This is a genomic window from Hymenobacter actinosclerus, assembly GCF_900111515.1.
Classification (GTDB): Bacteria; Bacteroidota; Bacteroidia; order Cytophagales; family Hymenobacteraceae; genus Hymenobacter; species Hymenobacter actinosclerus.
The window spans coordinates 270,352-289,811 of sequence record NZ_FOHS01000004.1 but is presented as its reverse complement, the minus strand read 5'-3'; the positions used below and the strand labels follow the sequence as shown (position 1 = coordinate 289,811).

Annotated in this window: 17 protein-coding genes; 8 read left to right on the top strand and 9 right to left on the bottom strand. The window is 63.9% G+C overall.

The window, feature by feature from the left end; all coding sequences use genetic code 11:
• Positions 1-119 precede the first annotated feature (119 nt).
• The 4 genes from BMY67_RS15975 to BMY67_RS15960 all read right to left on the bottom strand — a co-directional run bounded on the left by BMY67_RS15975 (position 120) and on the right by BMY67_RS15960 (position 2,697).
• Positions 120-896, bottom strand: a complete 777-nt coding sequence (locus BMY67_RS15975; RefSeq protein ID WP_092773489.1) for an alpha/beta fold hydrolase — start codon at positions 894-896, stop codon at positions 120-122.
• A 5-nt stretch (positions 897-901) separates the two neighbouring features.
• The gene (locus tag BMY67_RS15970; protein ID WP_092773607.1) at positions 902-1,516 is read right to left on the bottom strand and encodes an anthranilate synthase component II; all 615 of its coding nucleotides are present in this window, start codon (positions 1,514-1,516) and stop codon (positions 902-904) included.
• A gap of 159 nt (positions 1,517-1,675) precedes the next feature.
• Positions 1,676-2,197: a CvpA family protein gene (locus tag BMY67_RS15965; protein ID WP_092773487.1), complete on the bottom strand. Its 522-nt coding sequence runs from the start codon at positions 2,195-2,197 to the stop codon at positions 1,676-1,678.
• Between the two features lie 35 nt (positions 2,198-2,232).
• Positions 2,233-2,697: a GatB/YqeY domain-containing protein gene (locus BMY67_RS15960; protein ID WP_092773485.1), complete on the bottom strand. Its 465-nt coding sequence runs from the start codon at positions 2,695-2,697 to the stop codon at positions 2,233-2,235.
• Positions 2,698-2,842: 145 nt separating this feature from the next.
• Here BMY67_RS15960 and BMY67_RS15955 point away from each other — a divergent pair, with 145 nt between their 5' ends.
• The 7 genes from BMY67_RS15955 to BMY67_RS15925 all read left to right on the top strand — a co-directional run bounded on the left by BMY67_RS15955 (position 2,843) and on the right by BMY67_RS15925 (position 10,328).
• Complete coding sequence (locus BMY67_RS15955; RefSeq protein ID WP_092773483.1) at positions 2,843-3,565, top strand: pyridoxine 5'-phosphate synthase; 723 nt, start codon at positions 2,843-2,845, stop codon at positions 3,563-3,565.
• 242 nt (positions 3,566-3,807) lie between these two features.
• On the top strand, positions 3,808-4,845 hold the full coding sequence (mnmH, locus tag BMY67_RS15950) for a tRNA 2-selenouridine(34) synthase MnmH (protein WP_092773481.1): 1,038 nt from the start codon (positions 3,808-3,810) through the stop codon (positions 4,843-4,845).
• Positions 4,846-4,922: 77 nt separating this feature from the next.
• Complete coding sequence (gene selD / locus BMY67_RS15945) at positions 4,923-5,969, top strand: selenide, water dikinase SelD (protein ID WP_092773479.1); 1,047 nt, start codon at positions 4,923-4,925, stop codon at positions 5,967-5,969.
• 9 nt (positions 5,970-5,978) lie between these two features.
• A complete protein-coding gene (locus tag BMY67_RS15940; RefSeq protein WP_092773477.1) occupies positions 5,979-6,572 on the top strand; it encodes a PH domain-containing protein in 594 nt (197 codons plus the stop codon).
• A 235-nt stretch (positions 6,573-6,807) separates the two neighbouring features.
• Positions 6,808-8,706: a sensor histidine kinase gene (locus BMY67_RS15935; protein ID WP_092773475.1), complete on the top strand. Its 1,899-nt coding sequence runs from the start codon at positions 6,808-6,810 to the stop codon at positions 8,704-8,706.
• 60 nt (positions 8,707-8,766) lie between these two features.
• Positions 8,767-9,546, top strand: coding sequence for an alpha/beta fold hydrolase (locus BMY67_RS15930; protein ID WP_092773473.1), 780 nt, complete (start codon positions 8,767-8,769; stop codon positions 9,544-9,546).
• A gap of 74 nt (positions 9,547-9,620) precedes the next feature.
• Positions 9,621-10,328: an SAM-dependent methyltransferase gene (locus tag BMY67_RS15925; RefSeq protein WP_092773471.1), complete on the top strand. Its 708-nt coding sequence runs from the start codon at positions 9,621-9,623 to the stop codon at positions 10,326-10,328.
• Positions 10,329-10,482: 154 nt separating this feature from the next.
• On the opposite strand, the gene feoB is transcribed toward BMY67_RS15925, so the two are convergent.
• Together feoB and BMY67_RS15915 are read right to left on the bottom strand one after the other, a co-directional pair.
• Positions 10,483-12,669: a ferrous iron transport protein B gene (gene feoB, locus BMY67_RS15920; RefSeq protein ID WP_092773469.1), complete on the bottom strand. Its 2,187-nt coding sequence runs from the start codon at positions 12,667-12,669 to the stop codon at positions 10,483-10,485.
• 11 nt (positions 12,670-12,680) lie between these two features.
• Entirely contained in the window at positions 12,681-12,947 is a 267-nt protein-coding gene (locus tag BMY67_RS15915; protein ID WP_092773466.1) for a FeoA family protein, read from the bottom strand.
• A gap of 254 nt (positions 12,948-13,201) precedes the next feature.
• Here BMY67_RS15915 and BMY67_RS15910 point away from each other — a divergent pair, with 254 nt between their 5' ends.
• Positions 13,202-14,065, top strand: a complete 864-nt coding sequence (locus tag BMY67_RS15910) for a carboxypeptidase-like regulatory domain-containing protein (RefSeq protein ID WP_177189871.1) — start codon at positions 13,202-13,204, stop codon at positions 14,063-14,065.
• A gap of 181 nt (positions 14,066-14,246) precedes the next feature.
• Here BMY67_RS15910 and BMY67_RS15905 read toward each other — a convergent pair whose 3' ends face one another.
• From BMY67_RS15905 to BMY67_RS15895, 3 genes are all read right to left on the bottom strand, one after another.
• Positions 14,247-14,900: an OmpA family protein gene (locus BMY67_RS15905; protein ID WP_092773462.1), complete on the bottom strand. Its 654-nt coding sequence runs from the start codon at positions 14,898-14,900 to the stop codon at positions 14,247-14,249.
• Between the two features lie 65 nt (positions 14,901-14,965).
• The gene (locus BMY67_RS15900) at positions 14,966-16,372 is read right to left on the bottom strand and encodes an alpha/beta hydrolase family protein (RefSeq protein WP_092773460.1); all 1,407 of its coding nucleotides are present in this window, start codon (positions 16,370-16,372) and stop codon (positions 14,966-14,968) included.
• Between the two features lie 47 nt (positions 16,373-16,419).
• Entirely contained in the window at positions 16,420-19,242 is a 2,823-nt protein-coding gene (locus BMY67_RS15895) for a TonB-dependent receptor (protein WP_092773458.1), read from the bottom strand.
• Positions 19,243-19,460: the final 218 nt, after the last annotated feature.

Genomic DNA, 19,460 nt, shown 5'->3' with positions numbered 1-19,460 from the left:
CAGCCGGGCCGAAGGTTTACGCCGCCGCGGGGCCGACGCTAGATAAAACACTTCTTATCAAAAACAAAGAGCCGGCCAGTGGCGCGGTGGTTGCACTGCCCGGCCAACGCCCCCCCAAGCTACGAAGCCAGCTGGGCGGTGGTTTGGGCCAGAAACTGGTTGAGCAGCGCGTTGAACGCGGCGGGCCGCTCCATCATGGGCGCGTGGCCGCAATGGTCGAGGAAGCGCAGCTGCGAGTTGGGCAGCAGCCGGTGGAACTCGTGAGCCACCACAGGAGGCGTGATGGTGTCGTTGAGGCCCCAGACGAGCAGCGTGGGCGCCTTAATACGGCTCAGCTCCTTGGCCAGGTTGTGGCGCTGGGCCGAGCGGGCAATGCTGATAATGCGCAGGCACTTGGCATTGGAGTTGGTCACGCTGAACACCTCATCGACCAGCTCGCGGGTGGCTACGGCGGGGTCGTAGAAAGTGTAGGCCACTTTTTCCTGCACGTAGGCGTAGTTGCCGCGCTTGGGAAACGAGCCGCCCATGCCGTCTTCGAACAGGCCACTGCTGCCGGTGAGCACCAGCCGGCTTACGCGGGCCGGATTCTGCAGCGCGTACACCAGCGCAATGTGGCCGCCCAGCGAGTTGCCCAGCAGGGTGCAGGGCTCCAGCAGGCCGATTTCGCCCAGAAACTCCTCTACAAAGCTCACCAGGCCCGGCACGCCGGCCTTAAGCAGGGGCATGTCGTAGATGGGCAGCAGGGGAATGACGACGCGGTAGCGGGGGCTGAACTCGGCAATAACTTCGTGCCAGTTGCTGAGCGCCCCAAACAGGCCGTGCAGCAGCAGCAGCACCTCGCCGGTGCCTTCATCTACGTACCGAAACTCGTTTTTCTCCTGAATCCGCAACGTCATCTTCGCTATCCAAATAAACCGACCGGCGGGGCCGGGGCGGCGGTTGCAATGATACAACTCCTGACCCAATTGCCGAGCATTTCCAGCCCGTAGGTGGTGAGCAGGGCTTCGGGATGGAACTGTACGCCGTGCAAAGGTAACGTACGGTGGCGTAGGGCCATGATTTCGGCGCAGTCGTCGGCCGTAAAAGCCAGCGCCTCCAGCTCCGGCGGCAGCCTGCGCACGGCCAGCGAGTGGTAGCGCGTAACCGGCATGCGGGCCGGCAGCCCGTCCCAGAGCACGTCGGGCACCGTCCAGGTGATGTCCGATACCTTGCCGTGCATGGGCCGGGCCCCACGGAGCACCTCGGCCCCAAAAAACTGGCCCAGCGCCTGGTGGCCCAGGCATACGCCCAGCATCGGGAGCTGCCGGTGAAACTCTTCGATAACGGCCAGCAGGTTGCCCGCGGCGGCCGGCGTGCCCGGCCCCGGCGACAATACCACGGCCTCGGGGGCCAGAGCCCGCAGCTCGGCCAGCGGCACGTTGTTGCGGCGCACCAGCACCTCGCACCCCAACTGCCGCAGGTAATCGAGCAGGTTATAGGTGAAAGAATCGAAGTTGTCGAGCAGCAGCAGGCGCATTTTTTTGGTTGGTAGCCACTGAAAGAACGTCATTCTGAGCAGCGCGAAGAATCTCGCGGGCCAAACTAGCTTCTGTAGGCGAGGTCAGTATTGCACGCGAGATTCTTCGCCCTGCTCAGAATGACGTTCTTTCTGATTTCTAACTTCTACGCTCTACCCCTAAAACACTTCCCGCAGGCGGGTGAGCAGGGTGCTGGCGAAGGGCATGACGAAACCCACAATTTGCAGGGCCGCCGGCGTGGCCTGGCGCACGAAAGGCAGTACCTGCGAGTCGGCGGCCAGCGCGGGCGAAATCAGCGGCACACCGGCCGCCTCCACCCCGTAGAGCAGCAGACTCAGGCCCAGCACCCACTTGAGCATGCCGCCGATGGCCCCGCCCAGGTTGTCGAGGAAGCCCAGCGGGGTGAGGTGCACGGCCGTTTTGAGCAGGCCGCTAAGCAGATGCACCCCCCAGCCGATGGCGGCAAACACCAGCACGAACGACACCAGCGGCAGCAGCCCAAATGCCTCGCCCACGTAATGCCGCACCAGCGGAATGGCATCGTTGAGCAACGCCAGCCCGCCCACCACCCCCAGCACCAGGGCCAGCAGCGTGGCCACTTCCAGCACCAGCCCGCGCCGGTAGCCCTGCACGGCCCCAATCCCCAGCGGAATCAGCAGGAAGATGTCGAAAGTGGACATTCGGTGAGTTTGGGTTGACTGGAAACCGGCTGTCGCTAGAAATTCGTGTTGTTGAGCAGGTGGCTGACAGTTTGGGAAATGGCCCGGCCGTCGGCCAGACCGGCCAGCTCGCGGGCGGCTACGCCCATCACCTTGCCCAGGTCGGAGGGGCCGGTGGCGCCCACGCGCTGGATGATGTGGACGAGCTTTTCGGTCAGCTCGGCTTCGGAGAGCTGCTTGGGCAGGTACTCCTCGATGATGGCCAGCTCGTTGAGCTCCACTTCTTCGAGGTCGGAGCGGAACTGCTCGTTGTAGGTCTGGGCAGCTTCGCGGCGCTGCTTGGCCTGCTTGGTGAGCAGCTTCATCTCGGCATCGGAGGTGAGGGCGGCGCCGTGCTGGCCCTCGGCCGTTTCGGCCAGCATAATCTGCGACTTGATGCTGCGCAGCGTGGTCAGGCGCAGCTTGTCTTTGGCCAGCATGGCCTTTTTGATGTCGGCGTCGATGGTTTCTTTCAGAGACATAGTTCAGGGGAAATAGGAAGAAGTAAAATTACGGCTTAATCCCGGACGCAGCGCGGCGGGGCCCGGTTTCAACCAAAACACGGTCGGGCTGTTGGGGCTACGTATCTTTACGGCCCGTACTTTTTATTCTCTGCCCGCCCCCGGTATGACGAAGCTCAGCGTAAACATAAATAAAATAGCCACCCTGCGGAATGCCCGCGGCCACAACCGCCCCGATTTGCTGCAGGCCGCCCGCGACATCGAGCGGTTCGGGGCCGAAGGCATTACGGTGCACCCGCGTCCCGACGAGCGCCACATCCGCTACCAAGACGTGCGCAACCTGAAGGCCGTGGTGAAAACCGAGCTGAACGTGGAGGGCAACCCCACGCCCGATTTCCTGGACTTGGTGCGTGAGGTGCGGCCCGAGCAGGTAACGCTGGTGCCCGACGCGCCCGACGCCATTACTTCCAACGCCGGCTGGGACACCGTGAAACACCAGGATTACCTGCGCGGCATCGTGGCCGAATTGAAAGGCCTGGGCTGCCGCGTGAGCATCTTCCTCGACCCCGTAGCCGAACTGGTGCGCGCCGCTGCCACGACCGGCACCGACCGGATTGAGCTCTACACCGAAGACTACGCCCGCCTCTACCACGCCGACCGCGCCGCCGCTCTCCTGCCCTACCGCGAAGCGGCCGCGCTGGCCCAGCAGCTGGGCCTGGGCCTCAACGCCGGCCACGACCTTGACCTCGACAACCTGGCCTATATGGCCCAAAACCTGCCCGGCCTGGCCGAAGTAAGCATCGGCCACGCGCTGGTATGCGACGCGCTGTATCTGGGCCTCGAAAACACCGTGCAACTGTATCTGCGTCAATTAAAAGTGAGAAATTAAAAAGGGGACTTGGTTTCCTGCCGCTACGCCAGTCGATTTTTTGGAACAGCCATTGAAGCCGTTTACAAAGTCATAAGAACGTCATGCTGAGCTTGCCGAAGCATCTCGACTGCTTCGTAGTAGCCGTTTAACAAAGCGGTAGAGATGCTTCGGCAAGCTCAGCATGACGTTTTCGCAATCATTGACGCTTTTAGAAACAGCTCCATTTTCACTTTTTCACTTTTAATTTTTAACTCCAAAGAATGCCTCGTCTTGCCCTGTCCGATTTTCTGCAAACCGATGCCAATGGGCCCGTGCTGGATGTACGGGCGCCGGTTGAGTACGCGCAGGGGCACATTCCGGGGGCCGTGAGCTTTCCGCTGTTTACCGATGAGGAGCGCGCCCGCATCGGCACCACCTATAAGCAGCAGAGCCAGGACAAGGCCGTGCTGCTGGGCCTCGATTTATTTGGCCCCCGCATGAGCCAGATGGTGAAGCTGGCCGGCAAACTGGCCCCCAACAAGCAGGTGCGCGTGCATTGCTGGCGGGGCGGCATGCGCTCGGGCGCCGTGCAGTGGCTGCTGGAGCTGGCCGGCTTTCAGGTGCAGCTGCTCGATAAGGGCTACAAGGACTACCGCCGCTGGGCGCTGGCCGAGTTCGAGCGACCCCGCGCCATGTGGGTGCTGGGCGGCCTCACGGGCTCGGGCAAAACCGACGTGCTGCACGCGCTGGCGGCCCAAAACCAGCCCATGCTCGACCTCGAAGGCCTGGCCGCCCACAAAGGCTCGGCGTTTGGCAGCATCGGCCAGCCCGAGCAGCCCACCCAGGAGCAGTTTGAGAACGAGCTGACGGCCCGGCTGGCCGCGCTGCCCACCGAGGCCCCGTTTTGGGTCGAAGATGAAAGCCGCGGCATCGGGCGGGTGGCGGTGCCCGGCGGGCTGTTCGAGCAGCTGCGCACGGCCCCGCTGGTGGTGCTGGAGATTCCGCGCGAGGTGCGGGTAGCCAAGCTGGCCGACGAGTACGGCCGCCAGGACCCAGCCGCGCTGGCCGCCTCGGTGCTGCGCATCCGCAAGCGCCTGGGCGGGCTGGCCACCAAGGAAGCGCTGTCGGCTATCGGCGAAAACGACATGGCGAAAATGGTCAGCCTCGTGCTGGATTACTACGATAAAACCTACTCGCACGGCCTCGACGGCCGCCCCTTCGTGCGCGTGCCCTCCGACACCTGCGACCCGGTGATAAACGCCGGGCTGGTGCTGGAGGCCGCGCAGGCTGCGTTTTCTACAGAGCAGCATCGGGCCTAACGCAGAGAACAACCTCTGCGCGCCTCTGCGGAAACCTCCGCGAACCTCTGCGGGAACCCTAATTTGAACGATACAACATGACTGAAACCGATAAAATCCGCCTGACCCAGTACAGCCACGGCGCCGGCTGCGGCTGCAAAATCGCGCCCAAGGTGCTCGACCAGATTCTGCACACCAGCCTGCCCCAGCCCGCCCACGACAAGCTGTTGGTGGGCAACGCCTCGCGCGACGATGCGGCCGTGTACGACATCGGCGGCGGGCAGGCCGTTATCAGCACCACCGACTTCTTTATGCCGATTGTGGATGATGCCTACGATTTCGGGCGCATTGCCTCAGCCAACGCCATTTCCGACGTGTACGCCATGGGCGGGCGGCCCATTATGGCCATTGCCGTGCTGGGCTGGCCCATTGACAAGCTCCCGCCCGAAGTGGCCCGCCGCGTAATTGAGGGCAGCCGCAGCATCTGCGCCGAGGCGGGCATTCCGCTGGCCGGCGGCCACAGCATCGACTCGCCGGAGCCTATTTTCGGGCTGGCCGTTACGGGCCTGCTCGACATCCAGCACCTCAAGCAAAACGACACGGCCACTGCCGGCTGCGAGCTGTACCTGACCAAGCCGCTGGGCGTAGGCATGCTGACGACAGCCCAGAAAAAAGGCATTCTCAGGCCCGAGGATGAGCAGCTGGCCCCCCAGAGCATGATGCAGCTCAACAAGATTGGCGCCGAGCTGGGGCCGCTGGAAGCCGTGCGGGCCATGACCGACGTAACGGGCTTCGGGCTGCTGGGCCACCTTTCGGAAGTATGCGAGGGCAGCAACCTGACGGCCGAAATTGAGTTCAGCAAGGTGCCCCTGATTCCGGAAGCCGCGGCCTACTACGCCCAGAAGTCGATTCCGGGCGGCACGGTGCGCAACTGGGACTCCTACGGCCACAAAATCGGCGCGGTAACCGACGAGCAGCGCGCCTGGCTTTGCGACCCCCAGACCTCGGGCGGCCTGCTCGTGTGCGTCGACCCGGCCGGCCGCGAGGCGGTGCGCGCCGTGTTCGGGCAGCATGGGCTGGCACTGGAGCCCTTCGGCACGCTCCGGGCCCACCGGGCCGACGAGCCCTGGATTCTGGTGCGCTAGATTTCCTTAATGAAACTCCTCGCCTTTTTGCGGCCGCTGCTGGAGGCGGCTGCTTTGGTGGCGGCCGTGATGCTGGGGCTGCGGCTGGTTACGGGCCTTTTCAGCCGCAAAAGCTACGTGTACCGGCTCAACTACGGGCGGCAGCTGCGGCTGCTGTTCTGGCCGCTGCTGTGCCTGGGCGTGGGGCTGCCGTTTTTGGGGGCCTTCTTTTACGCCGATGCCCTGGCCCCGCACGAGTGGGCGCTGCTGCTGGTGATGGCGGCTGTGGTGCTGGGTTTTGCGGGGCCGGCGCTGCTGCTGCACCTGCAGTACGCGGCCCGCAACCTGCACACCACGCTGGTTTTCGAGCCCAAGCAAAACCAGCTGGAAGTGTACGAGGGCGCCACTCCGATTCCGTTTGAGAAGCGCGACCTGCTGCGCGTCGAGCGGGTTACCTGCCGCTCACGCCGCCCCTTCTGGAGCGCCTACGACTACCTGCGGCTGCATCTGCGCGACGGGCAGGTTATCACCCTCACTTCGGTGCTGACAGACCTGCAACCACTGACCGAGTTTCTGCGCAGCACCCCGCTGGAGCGGCGCCAGGTGTGGATTTGCTGGCTCTGAACCCGGCCCCACCGGCGCCGGCCGCAGCGGAGCCGGCACTTGAAGCGCACCCTTGCCAGCCTTAGCCAGCCCGGCAGCTAACCCGGCATCAGGTTGTTACGTTAGCAGCGGCAAAGAAGTAAGCAGGCGGCCTGCGCGTTGATTGGCAGCCGCAAAAGAGTACATTTAACCATCGGGGCCGAAATCGGGCCGGACTGCGCCAGTGTAAGCAATACTTTTACCTTAGCTGTTTTCGATGCGGTGCCTCTTGCTACTCGTTGCCTTGCTGCTCGGCAGCTTGTGGGGCCGGGCTGCTTCGGTGCCGGAGATGCAGCGGCGGCTGCAAACCCAGCCGGCCGATACGGGCCGCGTCCGGCTGCTGAACGGGCTCTGCTACACCCTGCACGACAACCAGCCCACACTGGCCCTGCGCTACGGCGAGCAGGCCGTAACCCTGGCCCGCGAGCTGCCCGACCGCCCCGGCCTGATGCGCGGGCTGCTGGCGCTGGCCAGCTGCTACGCCAACCTGGCCGACGGCCCGCATGCGCTGGAGCTGCAGCAGGAGGCCCTGCTGCTGGCCCGGCAGCTGCGCTCCAACGATGGGCTGGTGCGCAGCTTCACGGGCATGGGCAGCGTGTACCACGAGCGCAACGACACGGCCGCAGCCCTGCGCAACTACCGCCGGGCCCTGAGCTACGCCTACGAGCCCGATGTACAGGTAAGCTCGCAGCTGGTGCTGTTTGGCAACCTAGGCAACCTGTATTTCACCATGCGCTACCGCGCGCGTGGCATGCTGTTTACCCGCCGGGCCCTGGCCCTGGCCCGCAGCAACCACGACCGGGCCGGCGAGTCGCTGTACCTGGCCAACATGGGCACGTATTATCTGCAGATGAAGCGCCTGGCCACCGCCGAGGGGCTGTTGCGCAAAGCCGTGAGCCTGCTGGAGCCGCTGCCCGAGCAGCGTTTCGAGGCCGGCCACCTGGAGCTGCTGGCCACGGTGCTGCTACTCAATAATGAGCTGGAGGAGGCCGAGGAACTCACGCGCCGGGCCTTGGTGCTGGCCCGTAGCCTCGATTATCAGGAGCGCGTACTCGATGCCTACAGTCTGCTGGCCGACATCAGCGCCGCCCGCCGCCAGTACGACTACGCCTACGAGTGGCAGCTGCGGTTTCGCAGCCTCAACGACAGCCTCAACAGCCGCTCGCGCCTGCAGACGCTCATGGCCCTGCAAACCCGCTACGAAACGGCCGATAAAGAGCGGATTATTCAGCAGCTCACCGACCGCGAAAACGTGCTGCAGCAGCGCAACCGCGCCCAGATTGGTGCCATCGTGACGCTGCTGCTGGGCCTGGGCGGGGCCGGGCTGCTCTATACCAAGCTGCGCCGCAGCCGCGCCGCGCTGGCCACCAACAACCACGCGCTGGAGCAAACCTCGGCCGAGCTGCGCCAGGTGGCCGCATCCAAAGACCGCCTCTACGCCATCGTCGCCCACGACCTGCGCGGCCCCGTCACGTCGTTTGCCAGCGTTACCGAGCTGATTGACTTTTATCTGCGCCAGGGCGACGAAGCCGGCCTGCGCCGTCTGCCCGAGCTGGTCCGCCAATCGGCCCAGCAACTCAATCACCTGCTCGACAACCTGCTCAACTGGGCCGTCAGCCAGACCGGCGAGCTGGCCTTCCGCCCGCAGGTGCTGGCCGTGGCCGAGCTGTTCGAAGGAACGCGCCGCCTGTACGCCAATGCATTGGAAGCCAAACAGCTCACCCTGCAGCTTGACACCGAACCGGGCCTGGCGTTGTGGGCCGATGCGCACATGAGCCAGACTATTCTGCGCAATCTGGTGGGCAATGCTCTCAAGTTTACGCCCGCGGGCGGAGAAATCCGGCTGGTGGCCAGGGCCGGCGGGGCCGGGCAGGTGGTGTTGCGGGTGGAGGATACGGGGCCGGGCATACCACCCGAACAGGTAGCCGCCCTGCACCATTCCGAGGCGCTGGCGCCGCCTTTGCAGGGCCCCCGCTCGGGCACCGGCCTGGGGCTGCTGCTGTGCCGGGCCTTCGCCAAGCGGCAGGCCGGCTCGCTGCGCATCGAAAGCACGCCGGGCCACGGCACCACCGTGCACGTTACGCTGCCGGCTGCGGGGGCGAGCACCAGGGCATGACGCCGCTCTTTTGACCGCCTCGGCTGCGCACCCCAACCCATTTCGCTATTTTTGCAGCCTATGCTGCAACTTCACTACCGCGAGCTGGGGCAGGGCGCCCCGCTGGTTGTCCTGCACGGACTCTTTGGCACGCTTGATAACTGGCAGACGCTGGCCCGGCGCTGGGCCGACGCCGGCCACCGCGTCGTTTCGGTCGATTTACGCAACCACGGCCGTTCGCCCCACTCGCCCGAGCACACGTACGCCCTGATGGCCGCCGATGTGCTGGGGCTGTTCGAGCAGTTGGGCCTGGGCCCCGATACCACCCTGCTCGGCCACAGCATGGGCGGCAAGGTGGCCATGCGCTTCGCCCTCGACTACCCCGACCGTCTCGCGAAGCTCGTAGTGGTGGACATTGCCCCGCGCGCCTCCGACATGCACCACCAGGACGAGGTGCTGGCCGGCCTGAACGCGGTTGATTTCACGCAGTGCACCAGCCGCCAGGCCGCCGACGACGCGCTGGCCCGCCACATCTCCAGCTTTGGCGTGCGGCAGTTCCTGCTCAAAAACCTCTACCGCCAGGACGACAATACCTTTGCCTGGCGCGTGAACCTGCCCGTGCTCACGGCGCAGATGGCCGATATCGGCATCGAAATAACGGGGGCGCAGCCCTTCCTCAAGCCGGCCCTGTTTATCAACGGCGGCAAGTCGGATTACATTGATGCCAACGACAAGCTCCACGGCATCCCGGCGCTGTTTCCCAACTCGCAGGTCGCCACCATTCTCGACGCCGGCCACTGGGTGCATTCCGAGAAGCCCGACGAGGTGTTCGGGCTGGTGCAGGATTTTATGGGCATGTAAGCACGCAAAAAGTATTTGTCATGCTCAGCATGACAGACGGATTCACTCATTCACCGAGTCACTCATTCACCGCTATGGCCGGCACGCTTTACCTGATTCCCACCATTCTGGCCGATGATACGGAGGCGCAGGTGCTGCCGCCGCAGGTGGCCATGCGGGTGGCGGCGCTGTCGTGCTTTCTGGTCGAAAATGCCCGCACGGCCCGGCGCTTCATCAAGCGCGTGGCCCCGGCGCACATCATCGAGCAGCTGCAAATCAGCGTCATTGACAAGGACAGCACCGAGGCCCAGGTGCAGGCGGCCCTGGAGCCGGTGCTAAAGGGCCAGGATGCGGGCGTAATTTCGGAAGCTGGCTGCCCCGGCATTGCCGATCCGGGTGCCGAGCTGGCCCGCCGCGCCCATCAGCTGGGCATCCGGGTGGTGCCGCTGGTGGGGCCCAGCAGCCTGCTGCTGGCCCTGATGGCCTCCGGGATGAACGGGCAGAGCTTCACGTTTCACGGCTACCTGCCCATCGAGCGGGCCCCGCGGCTGGCGGCCATCAAAAAGCTGGAGCAGCAGGCCCTGCAGCTGCACCAGACCCAGCTGTTCATCGAAACTCCCTACCGCAACCTGCCCCTGCTGGACGATTTGCTGGCCGGCCTGCACCCCGGCACCCGCCTCTGCGTGGCCGCCAGCCTCACGGCCCCCAACGAGTTCATCATCACCGATACCGTAGCCAACTGGCGCAAGCGCCCCCGCCCCGCTATTCATAAGCAGCCGGCGGTGTTTCTGGTGGGGGCTTAGGGACTGAGTTGTGCCCCAGGTGTGGTACCACGAATTGCCCGAAGGGCTTCGTGGTACCACTATCTGCCGCGCAGCCCGAATAATCCAGTTCAACGATAGTGGTGCCACGACTGGAAAAAGTCGTGGCACCCCCCCCGCGTATCATCCCAGCACTTCAGCTCATCAAACTGTACACCAGCCAGGAGGCCACGTAGGCCAGGCCGGTCATGTACACGAGTTGGAGCAGGGGCCATTTCCAGCCTTTGGTTTCGCGGTAGGTGGCGGCCAGCGTGCTCATGCACTGCATGGCGAATACGTAGAATACCAGCAGCGAAAACGAGCGGGCCGGCGTGAAGAAGGGCTGGCCGTAGATGTCCTTTTCGGCGGCCAGCTTCTGCTGCACTGTTAGCTCGTTGGCGTCCTGGCCCACGCTGTAAATCGTGCTCATCGTGCCCACAAACACCTCGCGGGCGGCGAAGGAGGTTATCAGCGAAATGCCAATTTTCCAGTCGAAGCCCAGCGGGCGGATGGCGGGCTCCAGCACGTGCCCGAACACGCCGGCGTAGGAGTTTTCGAGCCGCTCGGAGGCGACGTGGGCCTCGGTTTCGGCGGGCGTGAGGCGCTGGGTGGCGGCGGTGGCGCGGGCCTGGGTTTCCACCTGCTCCAGGCGGCCGGGCGGGCCGTAGGTGGCCAGCACCCACAGGATAATGGAAATGGCCAGAATCACCTTACCGGCCTGGAAAACAAAGGTTTTTACCTTCTCCAAGATGGTAATGCCCACGTTTTTCCAGCGCGGCCAGCGGTACACCGGAAACTCCATAATGAAATAGCTCCGCTCGCTGGTGCGCATGAGCAGCTTCATGGCCCAGGCCGAGAAGATGGCCGCGAAAAAGCCCAGCAAATACAGCCCCATCAACGCAAAGCCCCGCAGGTTGAAGATGCCCAGCACGGCCTCATCGGGCACCACCAGCCCGATGAGCACGGTGTACACCGGAATGCGGGCCGAGCACGACATAAGCGGCGTGACGAAGATGGTGATGAGCCGGTCTTTGCGGTTTTCGATGGTGCGCGCGCTCATAATGGCCGGCACGGCGCAGGCCACGCCCGAAATCAGGGGCACGATGCTTTTGCCGTTCAGCCCGAAGCGCCGCATGATGCGGTCCATCATAAAGGTCACGCGGGCCATGTAGCCGGTTTCCTCCAGCACCGCGATAAAGGCGAAGAGCAGGGCAATCTGCGGAATGAAAATCAGCACCCCGCCCAAACCCGCCAACACCCCTTCCGTCAGCAGGCTGATCAGCGGGCCGTCGAAATTGGTCTGGATAAGGGAATTGATCCAAGCCACGCCCTGGTCGATGAGCTCCATGGGGTAGCTGGCCCAGGCAAACACGGCCTGGAACATCAGAAACAGGATGCCGAAGAAAATGGCGTAGCCCCAGACCCGGTGCGTGAGCACCTTGTCGAGGCGGTTGCTGTAGGGCTCGTTCTGCTCGGTGCGCGTCACCGTCACGCAGTTGAGCAGAATCTCATTGACGCGGGCGTAGCGGTCAATCGTTTCCTGGGCCTGGCGGGCGGTGGGCCGGAAGTCGTACTGCGTGGTCAATTCCTCGATGTACGCCCGGTCGTCGGCGCTCAGAAACGCGAGGTGCCGGTACTGGTGGGCGTAGTGCAGCGCCAGGTAATCGTTGTGCAGGTTGAAGTAGTAGCGAATCTGCCGTACCATGGGCAGCAGCTCCTCGTCGGGCTCGTAGAAGCGCACCGTGGGCGCGCCGAGCGTCTGGCTCATCAGGATTTTGAGGGCCGTGATGCCCTCGCCCTTGCGGGCGTTTAGGGGCACCACGGGCACGCCCAGCTCCTGCTGCAGGGCTTCCACATCAATCTGGACGCCGTGCTGGCCGGCCGTGTCGAGCATGTTCAGGGCCAGGATGGCGGGCAGGCCCAGATCGGCCAGCTGGGTGAACAGCAGCAGGTTGCGGCGCAAGTTGCTGGCGTCCACGGTTACCACCACAAAATCGGGGTACTGCGGGCTGGTGTGGTCGTAGAACAGGCTGGTAATTACCTTCTCGTCGAGGCTCTTGGGGTAGAGCGAGTAGGTACCCGGCAAATCGATGATTTCGGCGCGCAGCTGGGGCGTGAGCTGGCTGATGCCGGTTTTGCGGTCGACGGTAACGCCGGGGAAGTTGCCGACTTTCTGGTTGAGGCCGGTGAGCTGGTTGAACAGGGAAGACTTGCCCGAATTAGGGTTGCCCACCAGCGCAATGCGGGCCAGCAGGCCGCCGGCCCGGCCGGCGGCCGCCTCCAGCCGCTCCACCGATCCGGTCACGCCGGCGCGGTCTATAATTGTGTCCTCCCCGCTCGTCATCCGGGCCCCCGTTATTTCAGCATAATAGTGGCCGCCTCACTTACCCGGAGCGACAGCGTGTAGTCGCCCTGCTCGCCCACGACCAGCGTGATGGGGCAGCCCAGCGGGGCGCGGCTGTTGAGGCGCACCTGCGTGCCGGGGATGCAGCCCATTTCGAGCAGCTTGAGGGCCATTTCGGGGTCTTCGAGGCAGCAGATCGTGGCCGACTCGCCCAGCTTGAGGTCTTTCACGCTGCGGCGTGTAGTCGGGGCGGAGGTGAGGGTGGAGCGGTCGGACACGGTGCGGGGCTATTTAGATTCTCTTCAAACAAAGATACTACCCTTTTAGGTTTCGGCCAAAATGAGGCCCCTTACCCGTGCCCGCCCGGAGGCCCTGCTAAGTGGCTGACCTATAATTATTCCCAAGTGAAATTGCATTAGTATAAATATTCTTTGAAGTATTGCGCGTGATGCCTATTTTCATTGTAGTTTTGGCATATAACCTATTCTGTTTACCCATGCTCCAACGTTTACTTGCTCTGTTGTGCCTCTTTTTGGCGCTTCCCCTGCTGGGTTTTTCCCAAGAGGCTAAAATTACCGGCCGCATCGTGGATGAGGCCAGCAAGGAGCCCATCCCGTTTGCCTCCATCGGCCTGAAAGAGGAGCAAACCGGCGCCCTGACCAACGAATACGGGTTTTTCCAGATGGGCATGCCCCAGAAAAACCCCCAGGATTCGCTCGTGATTGTAGCCCTGGGCTACCGCCGCAAGTCGGTGCTCATCAAGCCCGGCCAGAAGGTGCAGGACATGATTATCGAGGTTACCAAGCTGGCCATCAAGCTGGAAAACGTGAACGTCGTGAGCAGCGCCAAAATCAAGAACCTGGCGCTGGGTTCGCGCTCCAACACGCCCGGCGAGGGCATGATTCAGGGCATGCCCGGCAGCCAGTACGCCTTCTTCGTGAAGAACGAGAAGGGCAAGTCGCTGGGCAACGTGCGCACGGTGTCGTTCTACATCGGCGAAAACGGGTTCCCGCGTGAGCCGTTCCGCGTGCGCCTCTACAAGGCCGACGGCAACTACAACTCGCCCAACACCGACCTGCTCACCGAGAACATCGTGGTGTCGGCTCCCAAGGGCGGCGAGTGGTACACCGTCGATCTGACCGAGTACAACATTGAGGCGCCCAAGGAAGGCTTCTTCGTGGCCATGGAGTGGATTGTGAGCGGCGACAACTTCTACACCGTCAACTTCATGGACAACTACACGCCCTACGGCCAGATTCTACGCCCCACCTTCGAGTACAAGGAGGCCCTGACCTGGAACTACACCATGGGCCGCGGCTGGAGCCTCATCACGCTGGCCAACGACGGCAAGCGCTACAACGCCATGATCCGCGCCGAAGTTGACCAGATTAAGTAGGATCACAGATGTTGCAGATGAGTGGATGCCGCAGATGCAGGCGTCAGCAACGAAGCAACGAGGTAAATAAAGAGCCCGGCCGATTGGCCGGGCTCTTTTGCTTTATCAATGATTTCAGCGGAGTTTGACAAGAGCTGACGCCTGCATCTGCGGCATCCACTCATCTGCAACATCTGTGATCTTATTTGAGCACGGCAATTTCTACGCGGCGGTTCTGCTGGCGGCCGGCGGCGGTAGCGTTGGTGGCGACGGGAGCTTTTTCGCCCATGGGCTCGATGCTCACGTTAGCGGCCTTCATCATGCCATCGGTCGTAAGCCACTTCATGACGGCGGCAGCGCGCTCCTTGCTCAGCTGCAGGTTGTAGTCCTTGTCGCCGTGCGAGTCGGCGAAGCCCAGCACGCGCACCTGCTTGCCCTGGTAGCGGCGGCCGATGGAGGAGCTGATCTGCGACAGGGCACGGGTGGCGCTGGGCTTGATAACGGCCTTGTCGGTGTCGAAGAGAATGTTTTCGTCGATGCCGTACAGGTTCAGGCGGTCGTTCTCGCGCACTTTCACTTCGGCCAGATCAATCTCTTCCAGCTTAGCATCGCGCATATCGGCGTCGTTCACCGTGAAGGCATCTTCGACGGCGTTGCCGGCCTTGTCGGCAGCATTGCCGGCCGCGGCGGCGCCTTCCTTGGCGAGGCCTTCCACCGTCTGGCCGTCGCGGTATACTACGGCCGTGTCGGCGGTAGCTTCCGAGGGCTGGTCTTTTTCTGAGGGGTTTTTGAGGTCGGAGCAGGAAGAAGCGAGCAGTGCAACTGCCGCCAGGGCCGGAAGGAAAATCTTTTTCATTGGAAAGGAAGGAATAGGTGAACTGAAATATGTGACTTGGTTTTACGCAACCTCAGCCGTTACGTTCAGGGCTTGGGCAGCTCCATCACCCAGGCCCGGATAAGCTCCTGGGCTTCGGGCGAGAAGGTAGGCCGCTGGGCGCCATTTACCACGGCCCAGGTGCTGGCGGGGCCCTGCAGCAGGTGGTTCACGTCGGGTAGCTTGCGGCTGACGACGGCGCGGTTGGTCCGGAGGGCTTTGGTGAGCGGGGTGAGGTTGGTGTCGGGGTTCACGCTCAGGTCGGCGGTACCGGCCAGCAGCAGCACCGGGCACTTCACGCTTTCGAGGCCCGCGAGCGGGTTGAAGGCCAGGTAGTCGCGGTAGCGGCGGGTGGTGAGCTGGGTGGCGCCGGCGCGGGCCGTGAGCGAATCCATGCCGGCGTTGCTCTGGCGCAGCATATTGGCCACAATGGCCCGCGCCTGGCCCGGGTTGGCCGTCTGCTGAATCACATCTACCATGGCCTGCTCGCGCTTGGCCAGTGCCGTTACCTGCTCATCATCAGCGCCCACCGAACGCAGCAGGTTTACCTGCTGCTCGACCGTGAGCTTAGCGCCCGGCTGGCCGTGGGCGGCCAGGGCCACCACGAAGGCCGGCGGCAGGGCCTGGGCGGCCGTCAGCAACGCCGCGTTGCCGCCCAGCCCGTGCCCGATGACACCCAGGCGGCTCTGGTCCACTTCGGGGCGGGTGCGCAGGTAGCCCAGGGCGGCCTGCACATCGGTTACGGTTTCGGCCACGGTGGCCAGCTGGCCGCCGGTTACGCCGGCCCCGCGGGCATCGAAGCGCAACACGGCAATGCCGCGCCGGGTCAGGTAATCACCCAGAATAAACAGCAGCGGGTAGTTGTCGACGGCACCTTCGCGGTCGTACACGCCCTGGTCGGGCACCAGCACCACCGTCGGAAACGGGCCTTCGCCGGGCGGCACGCTCAGCAGGCCCCCGAAGCGCAGCTCGGCTTTGGGGTTCACGTACTGCACCTCCTCCTCGCGGTAGGGCGGCGTGAGGCGGGCCTTGGGCGCGGCACTGATGGGCGGCGCCGAGTAAGTCAGCGTCATGGGCACCGAGTAGCCCGGCTGCTGCCAGGTCCCGGTTACCTGCTTGCCATCGGCGGCGAGCTGGCCACTGAACTGGCTGCCCACGTCTTCGGCCTCGAAGCGCACCGAGTCGCCGGCGGCCGTAACGGCTACGGGCAGGCGGCTGATGCGCTGTTTGGGCACATCGAGGGTGGCAAAATAGGCCCCGTTGGTGAGGCTTACGAGCCGGAAAACCACTTCCAGCTCGCCGCCGGGCATTTTCAGCTGGCCCTTCCAGAAGCCGTCGAGGCCGGAGCCGGCCCGCGCGGCCGGAGCGGCCAGCAGGCTCAGTAAGGTCAGCAGGCTCAGCAGCAAGCTTGCTGCCCGACGACGACCAAACCAGCTACGTACTTGTCTCCGCATAACAATCGAAGTAAAATGATATGGGAAAAATAGCGCCGACAGCGGCTCTACTTGCTGCCCAGCGCATAAACGGCCTTCAGGTAGAAGTAGCGGCCCGCGACGGGCAGCTGGGTCGACTGGTAAGGAATTACGTCAAAGTCGTAGGGCAGCACGACGTTGCCGGCGGCGTCCTTCAGCCGGCCCCCCTGCTGGGCCGCCTTCAGGGTGCGGTCGGGGTACACGTTAAACACATTGTTGACGCCGGCCGTGAGCTGCATACCCTTGCGGGGCCGGAAGCTGACGGTGAAGTCGGTGGTGGCTTTGCCCTTGAACTCGAGGTAGGCGCTGCCCTCGGGCCGCAGGTCGTAGTTGTAGTCGTAGGCGCTTACCCGCCCGAAATAGAAGTTGCGCAGCAGCAGCGAAAAGTTGCCAATGTCGTAGCCCGTGCTCAGAATAAGCTTCTGCCGGGGGTTGCCGCTTTCCACCAGCGAGAGCTGGCGCTGGTCGATGTAGTCGTTGCCGGGCTCATTGTCGGTTTGCAGCGGCTGGAACTGCGCGGGCACCTCCAGGGATTTAATCGTGGTTTTGTTGAGGTTGGCCGCCAGCGACAGATTCACCGAGCCCCGGCCCAGGGGCCGGCGGTAGGTGGCCACGAAGTCGAGGCCCCGGGTGCGGGTGTTGGCGGCGTTGGTAAAGAACTGGGCCTGCTCCACGTTGGCCGCGGCGAGGGCCGCGTTGAGCCGGGGCCGCTGGTCGCTCGAGTCCTGGCCGAACTGGCCCGAGAGCAGGATGCGCCGGTCAATCGCAATCTGGTAGGCGTCGAGCGTAAGGGTCAGATCGGGCGTGGGCGTGAGCACGAGGCCGGCGCTGATGTTGCGCGAGGTTTCGGGGCGGAGCCGGCCAATGCCGGCCGCTTCCGCAATGGCGCTCTCGTTGTTGAAAATACCGCTGAACCGGGCGCCGCCCGCCGCAGTGGGCGTCGACGTAACCTGGCGGTAGAGAGCCTGTTGCAGGGCCGGGGCGCGGAAGCCGGTGTTGAAGCCGGCCCGCACGGCCAGGGCCTGGGCCAGGCGCAGGCGCGAGGCCACTTTGTAGGTGAAGGCCGAGCCGAAGGTGCTGTAGTTCTCGAAGCGCAGGGCCCCTTCCAGCCTCCAGCTCTTGGTGAGGTCCGCTTCCACGTCGGCGAAGGCCGCCACGTTGCGGCGCGAGCCCCTGATGGCGCTGTTGGGGTCGAAGCCGGGGAAGCCCTGGGCCCCGCCCGAAGCCCCGTCCTTGCCCCGTCCGTAGTCGAAGTAAGAGGCCTCTTCGCCGGCCATAATGCGGTAATAGTCGGTGCGGAATTCGCCGCCGAAGGCCACGTTGGTGCCGGCTAAAGCCTTCGGAAACAGGCGCGTAACGGTGGCGTTGGTTACGTTCTGGATAAAGCGGAAGCCGCCCGCGTCGAACTTAGTGGGCGATCCGCTCCCCATTGAGCCATTGAGCGTATTGCTCAGGTCGTAGCGCATCTGGTTGCCGCCCAGCACGTGGCTCAGGTCGAGCTTCCAGGGTCCCAGCCCCAGCTCCAGCCCCGCCGCTGCCGAGCCGTCGTGGATGCGGGTATTGATAAGGGGCTGATAGCCATTGGGAAAGATGCTTTCCACGATATCGGCCTCAAACGCCGAGGGCACCCGCCAGAGCGCGGCCGCCTCGCCCCGCCGGAAGTTGTAGCTGCCAAACGAGTAGAAGCGCACCCGCTCCGACAGCGGCACGCTCAGGTTGTAGAGGCCGCGGGCGTTCTTCATGCGGGCGTCGCCGTTGCGCTGCTGGTAGTCGTCGTAGGTTTTGCCCGCCGCCGCCAGCGCCTTCCGCTCCTGCTCGGCGTCGGCCGAAAACACCGGCCACGACCGCAGGTCGCGGTCGAACTGCCGGGTGGTGGGGCCGCGGTAGCCGGCATCGGCCGTCAGGTTCAGAAAGCCCTTCGGCCCCAGCTTCAGGCCCCGGTTCAGGCTCAGCAGGCCCGTCAGGCCGTCGCCGGCGCTGGTCAGGCCCGTGCTCAGCAGGGCGTTGCCGCCCTGGTTGTCGCTTTTCAGGTTGATGTTGATTACGCCCGCAATGGCGTCGGAGCCGTACTGGGCGGCGGCGCCGTCGCGCAGCACCTCTATTTGGTCGATGCCGTTGGTGCTGAGCGTGTTCAGGTCGTAGCCCACGCTGCCCACGCCGCGGCTGCCGAGCAGGTTTACCAGGGCCGTAGTGTGGCGGCGCTTGCCATTCACCAGCACCAGGGCCTGGTCGGGGGCCAGGCCGCGCAGACTGATGGGCTCGACGTGGTCGGCCCCGTCGGCGGTGGTCTGGCGGGTCGAGTTGAAGGACGGGATGACCTGGTGCAGCAGCTGGCTCAGGTCGGTCTGGGGCACTAGCGGCAGCAGCCCGCGCATGTCCACCACATCAACCGGGGCAATGCTTTCGGCCAGCGTGCGGTCGGTGCGGCGGGTACCCACGGCCACGGTGGCCGGACTGAGCACGTTGCTGAACTGGCTGATTTTGCCGCCCTCCAGAAACACGTTGGTCAGCAGCTGGGTGCGGTAGCCCTCCTGGCTGATCTGCACGGCGTAGGGACCGCCCACCAGCATGGTATTGATGCTGAAGCGGCCCTGCTCGTCGGTGCGGGCCGTGCGCCGCACGCCGGTTGGAATGTGGATGGCCGTAACGGTCGCTTCGTTCAGGTTGAGCTGCTTATCCGAGCTGACGATACCGGTAATGCCGGCCGTAGCGCCGCTCTCGGCGCCATCGGCGGCAGCCTCGCTGGGCACGGCCGGGGTGGCAAGCTGGTCGGTGGTTTGGGCGGTGGTGGCGGTGGCAGCAAGAACGCAGCACCCTGCCACAAGCAGGGAGCGGGTAAAAGTTGGGGTCATACGGTAAGGTGAGGCAATTGGTTTCCCCAAAAGGGATTTTTTGCCAAATATATGATACCTCCCGCTCAATTATCCTATTTTAAGATACAGTTTATCCGATCTTCGATAGCGCACTACAAAAACCCGCCGAATGTGATATTATCAACAACAGGTACGCGTGGTTATCCTGCAGCCACGCTAAGCAATATGATTTAACTAACCGGTTCGCTAACAGCTGA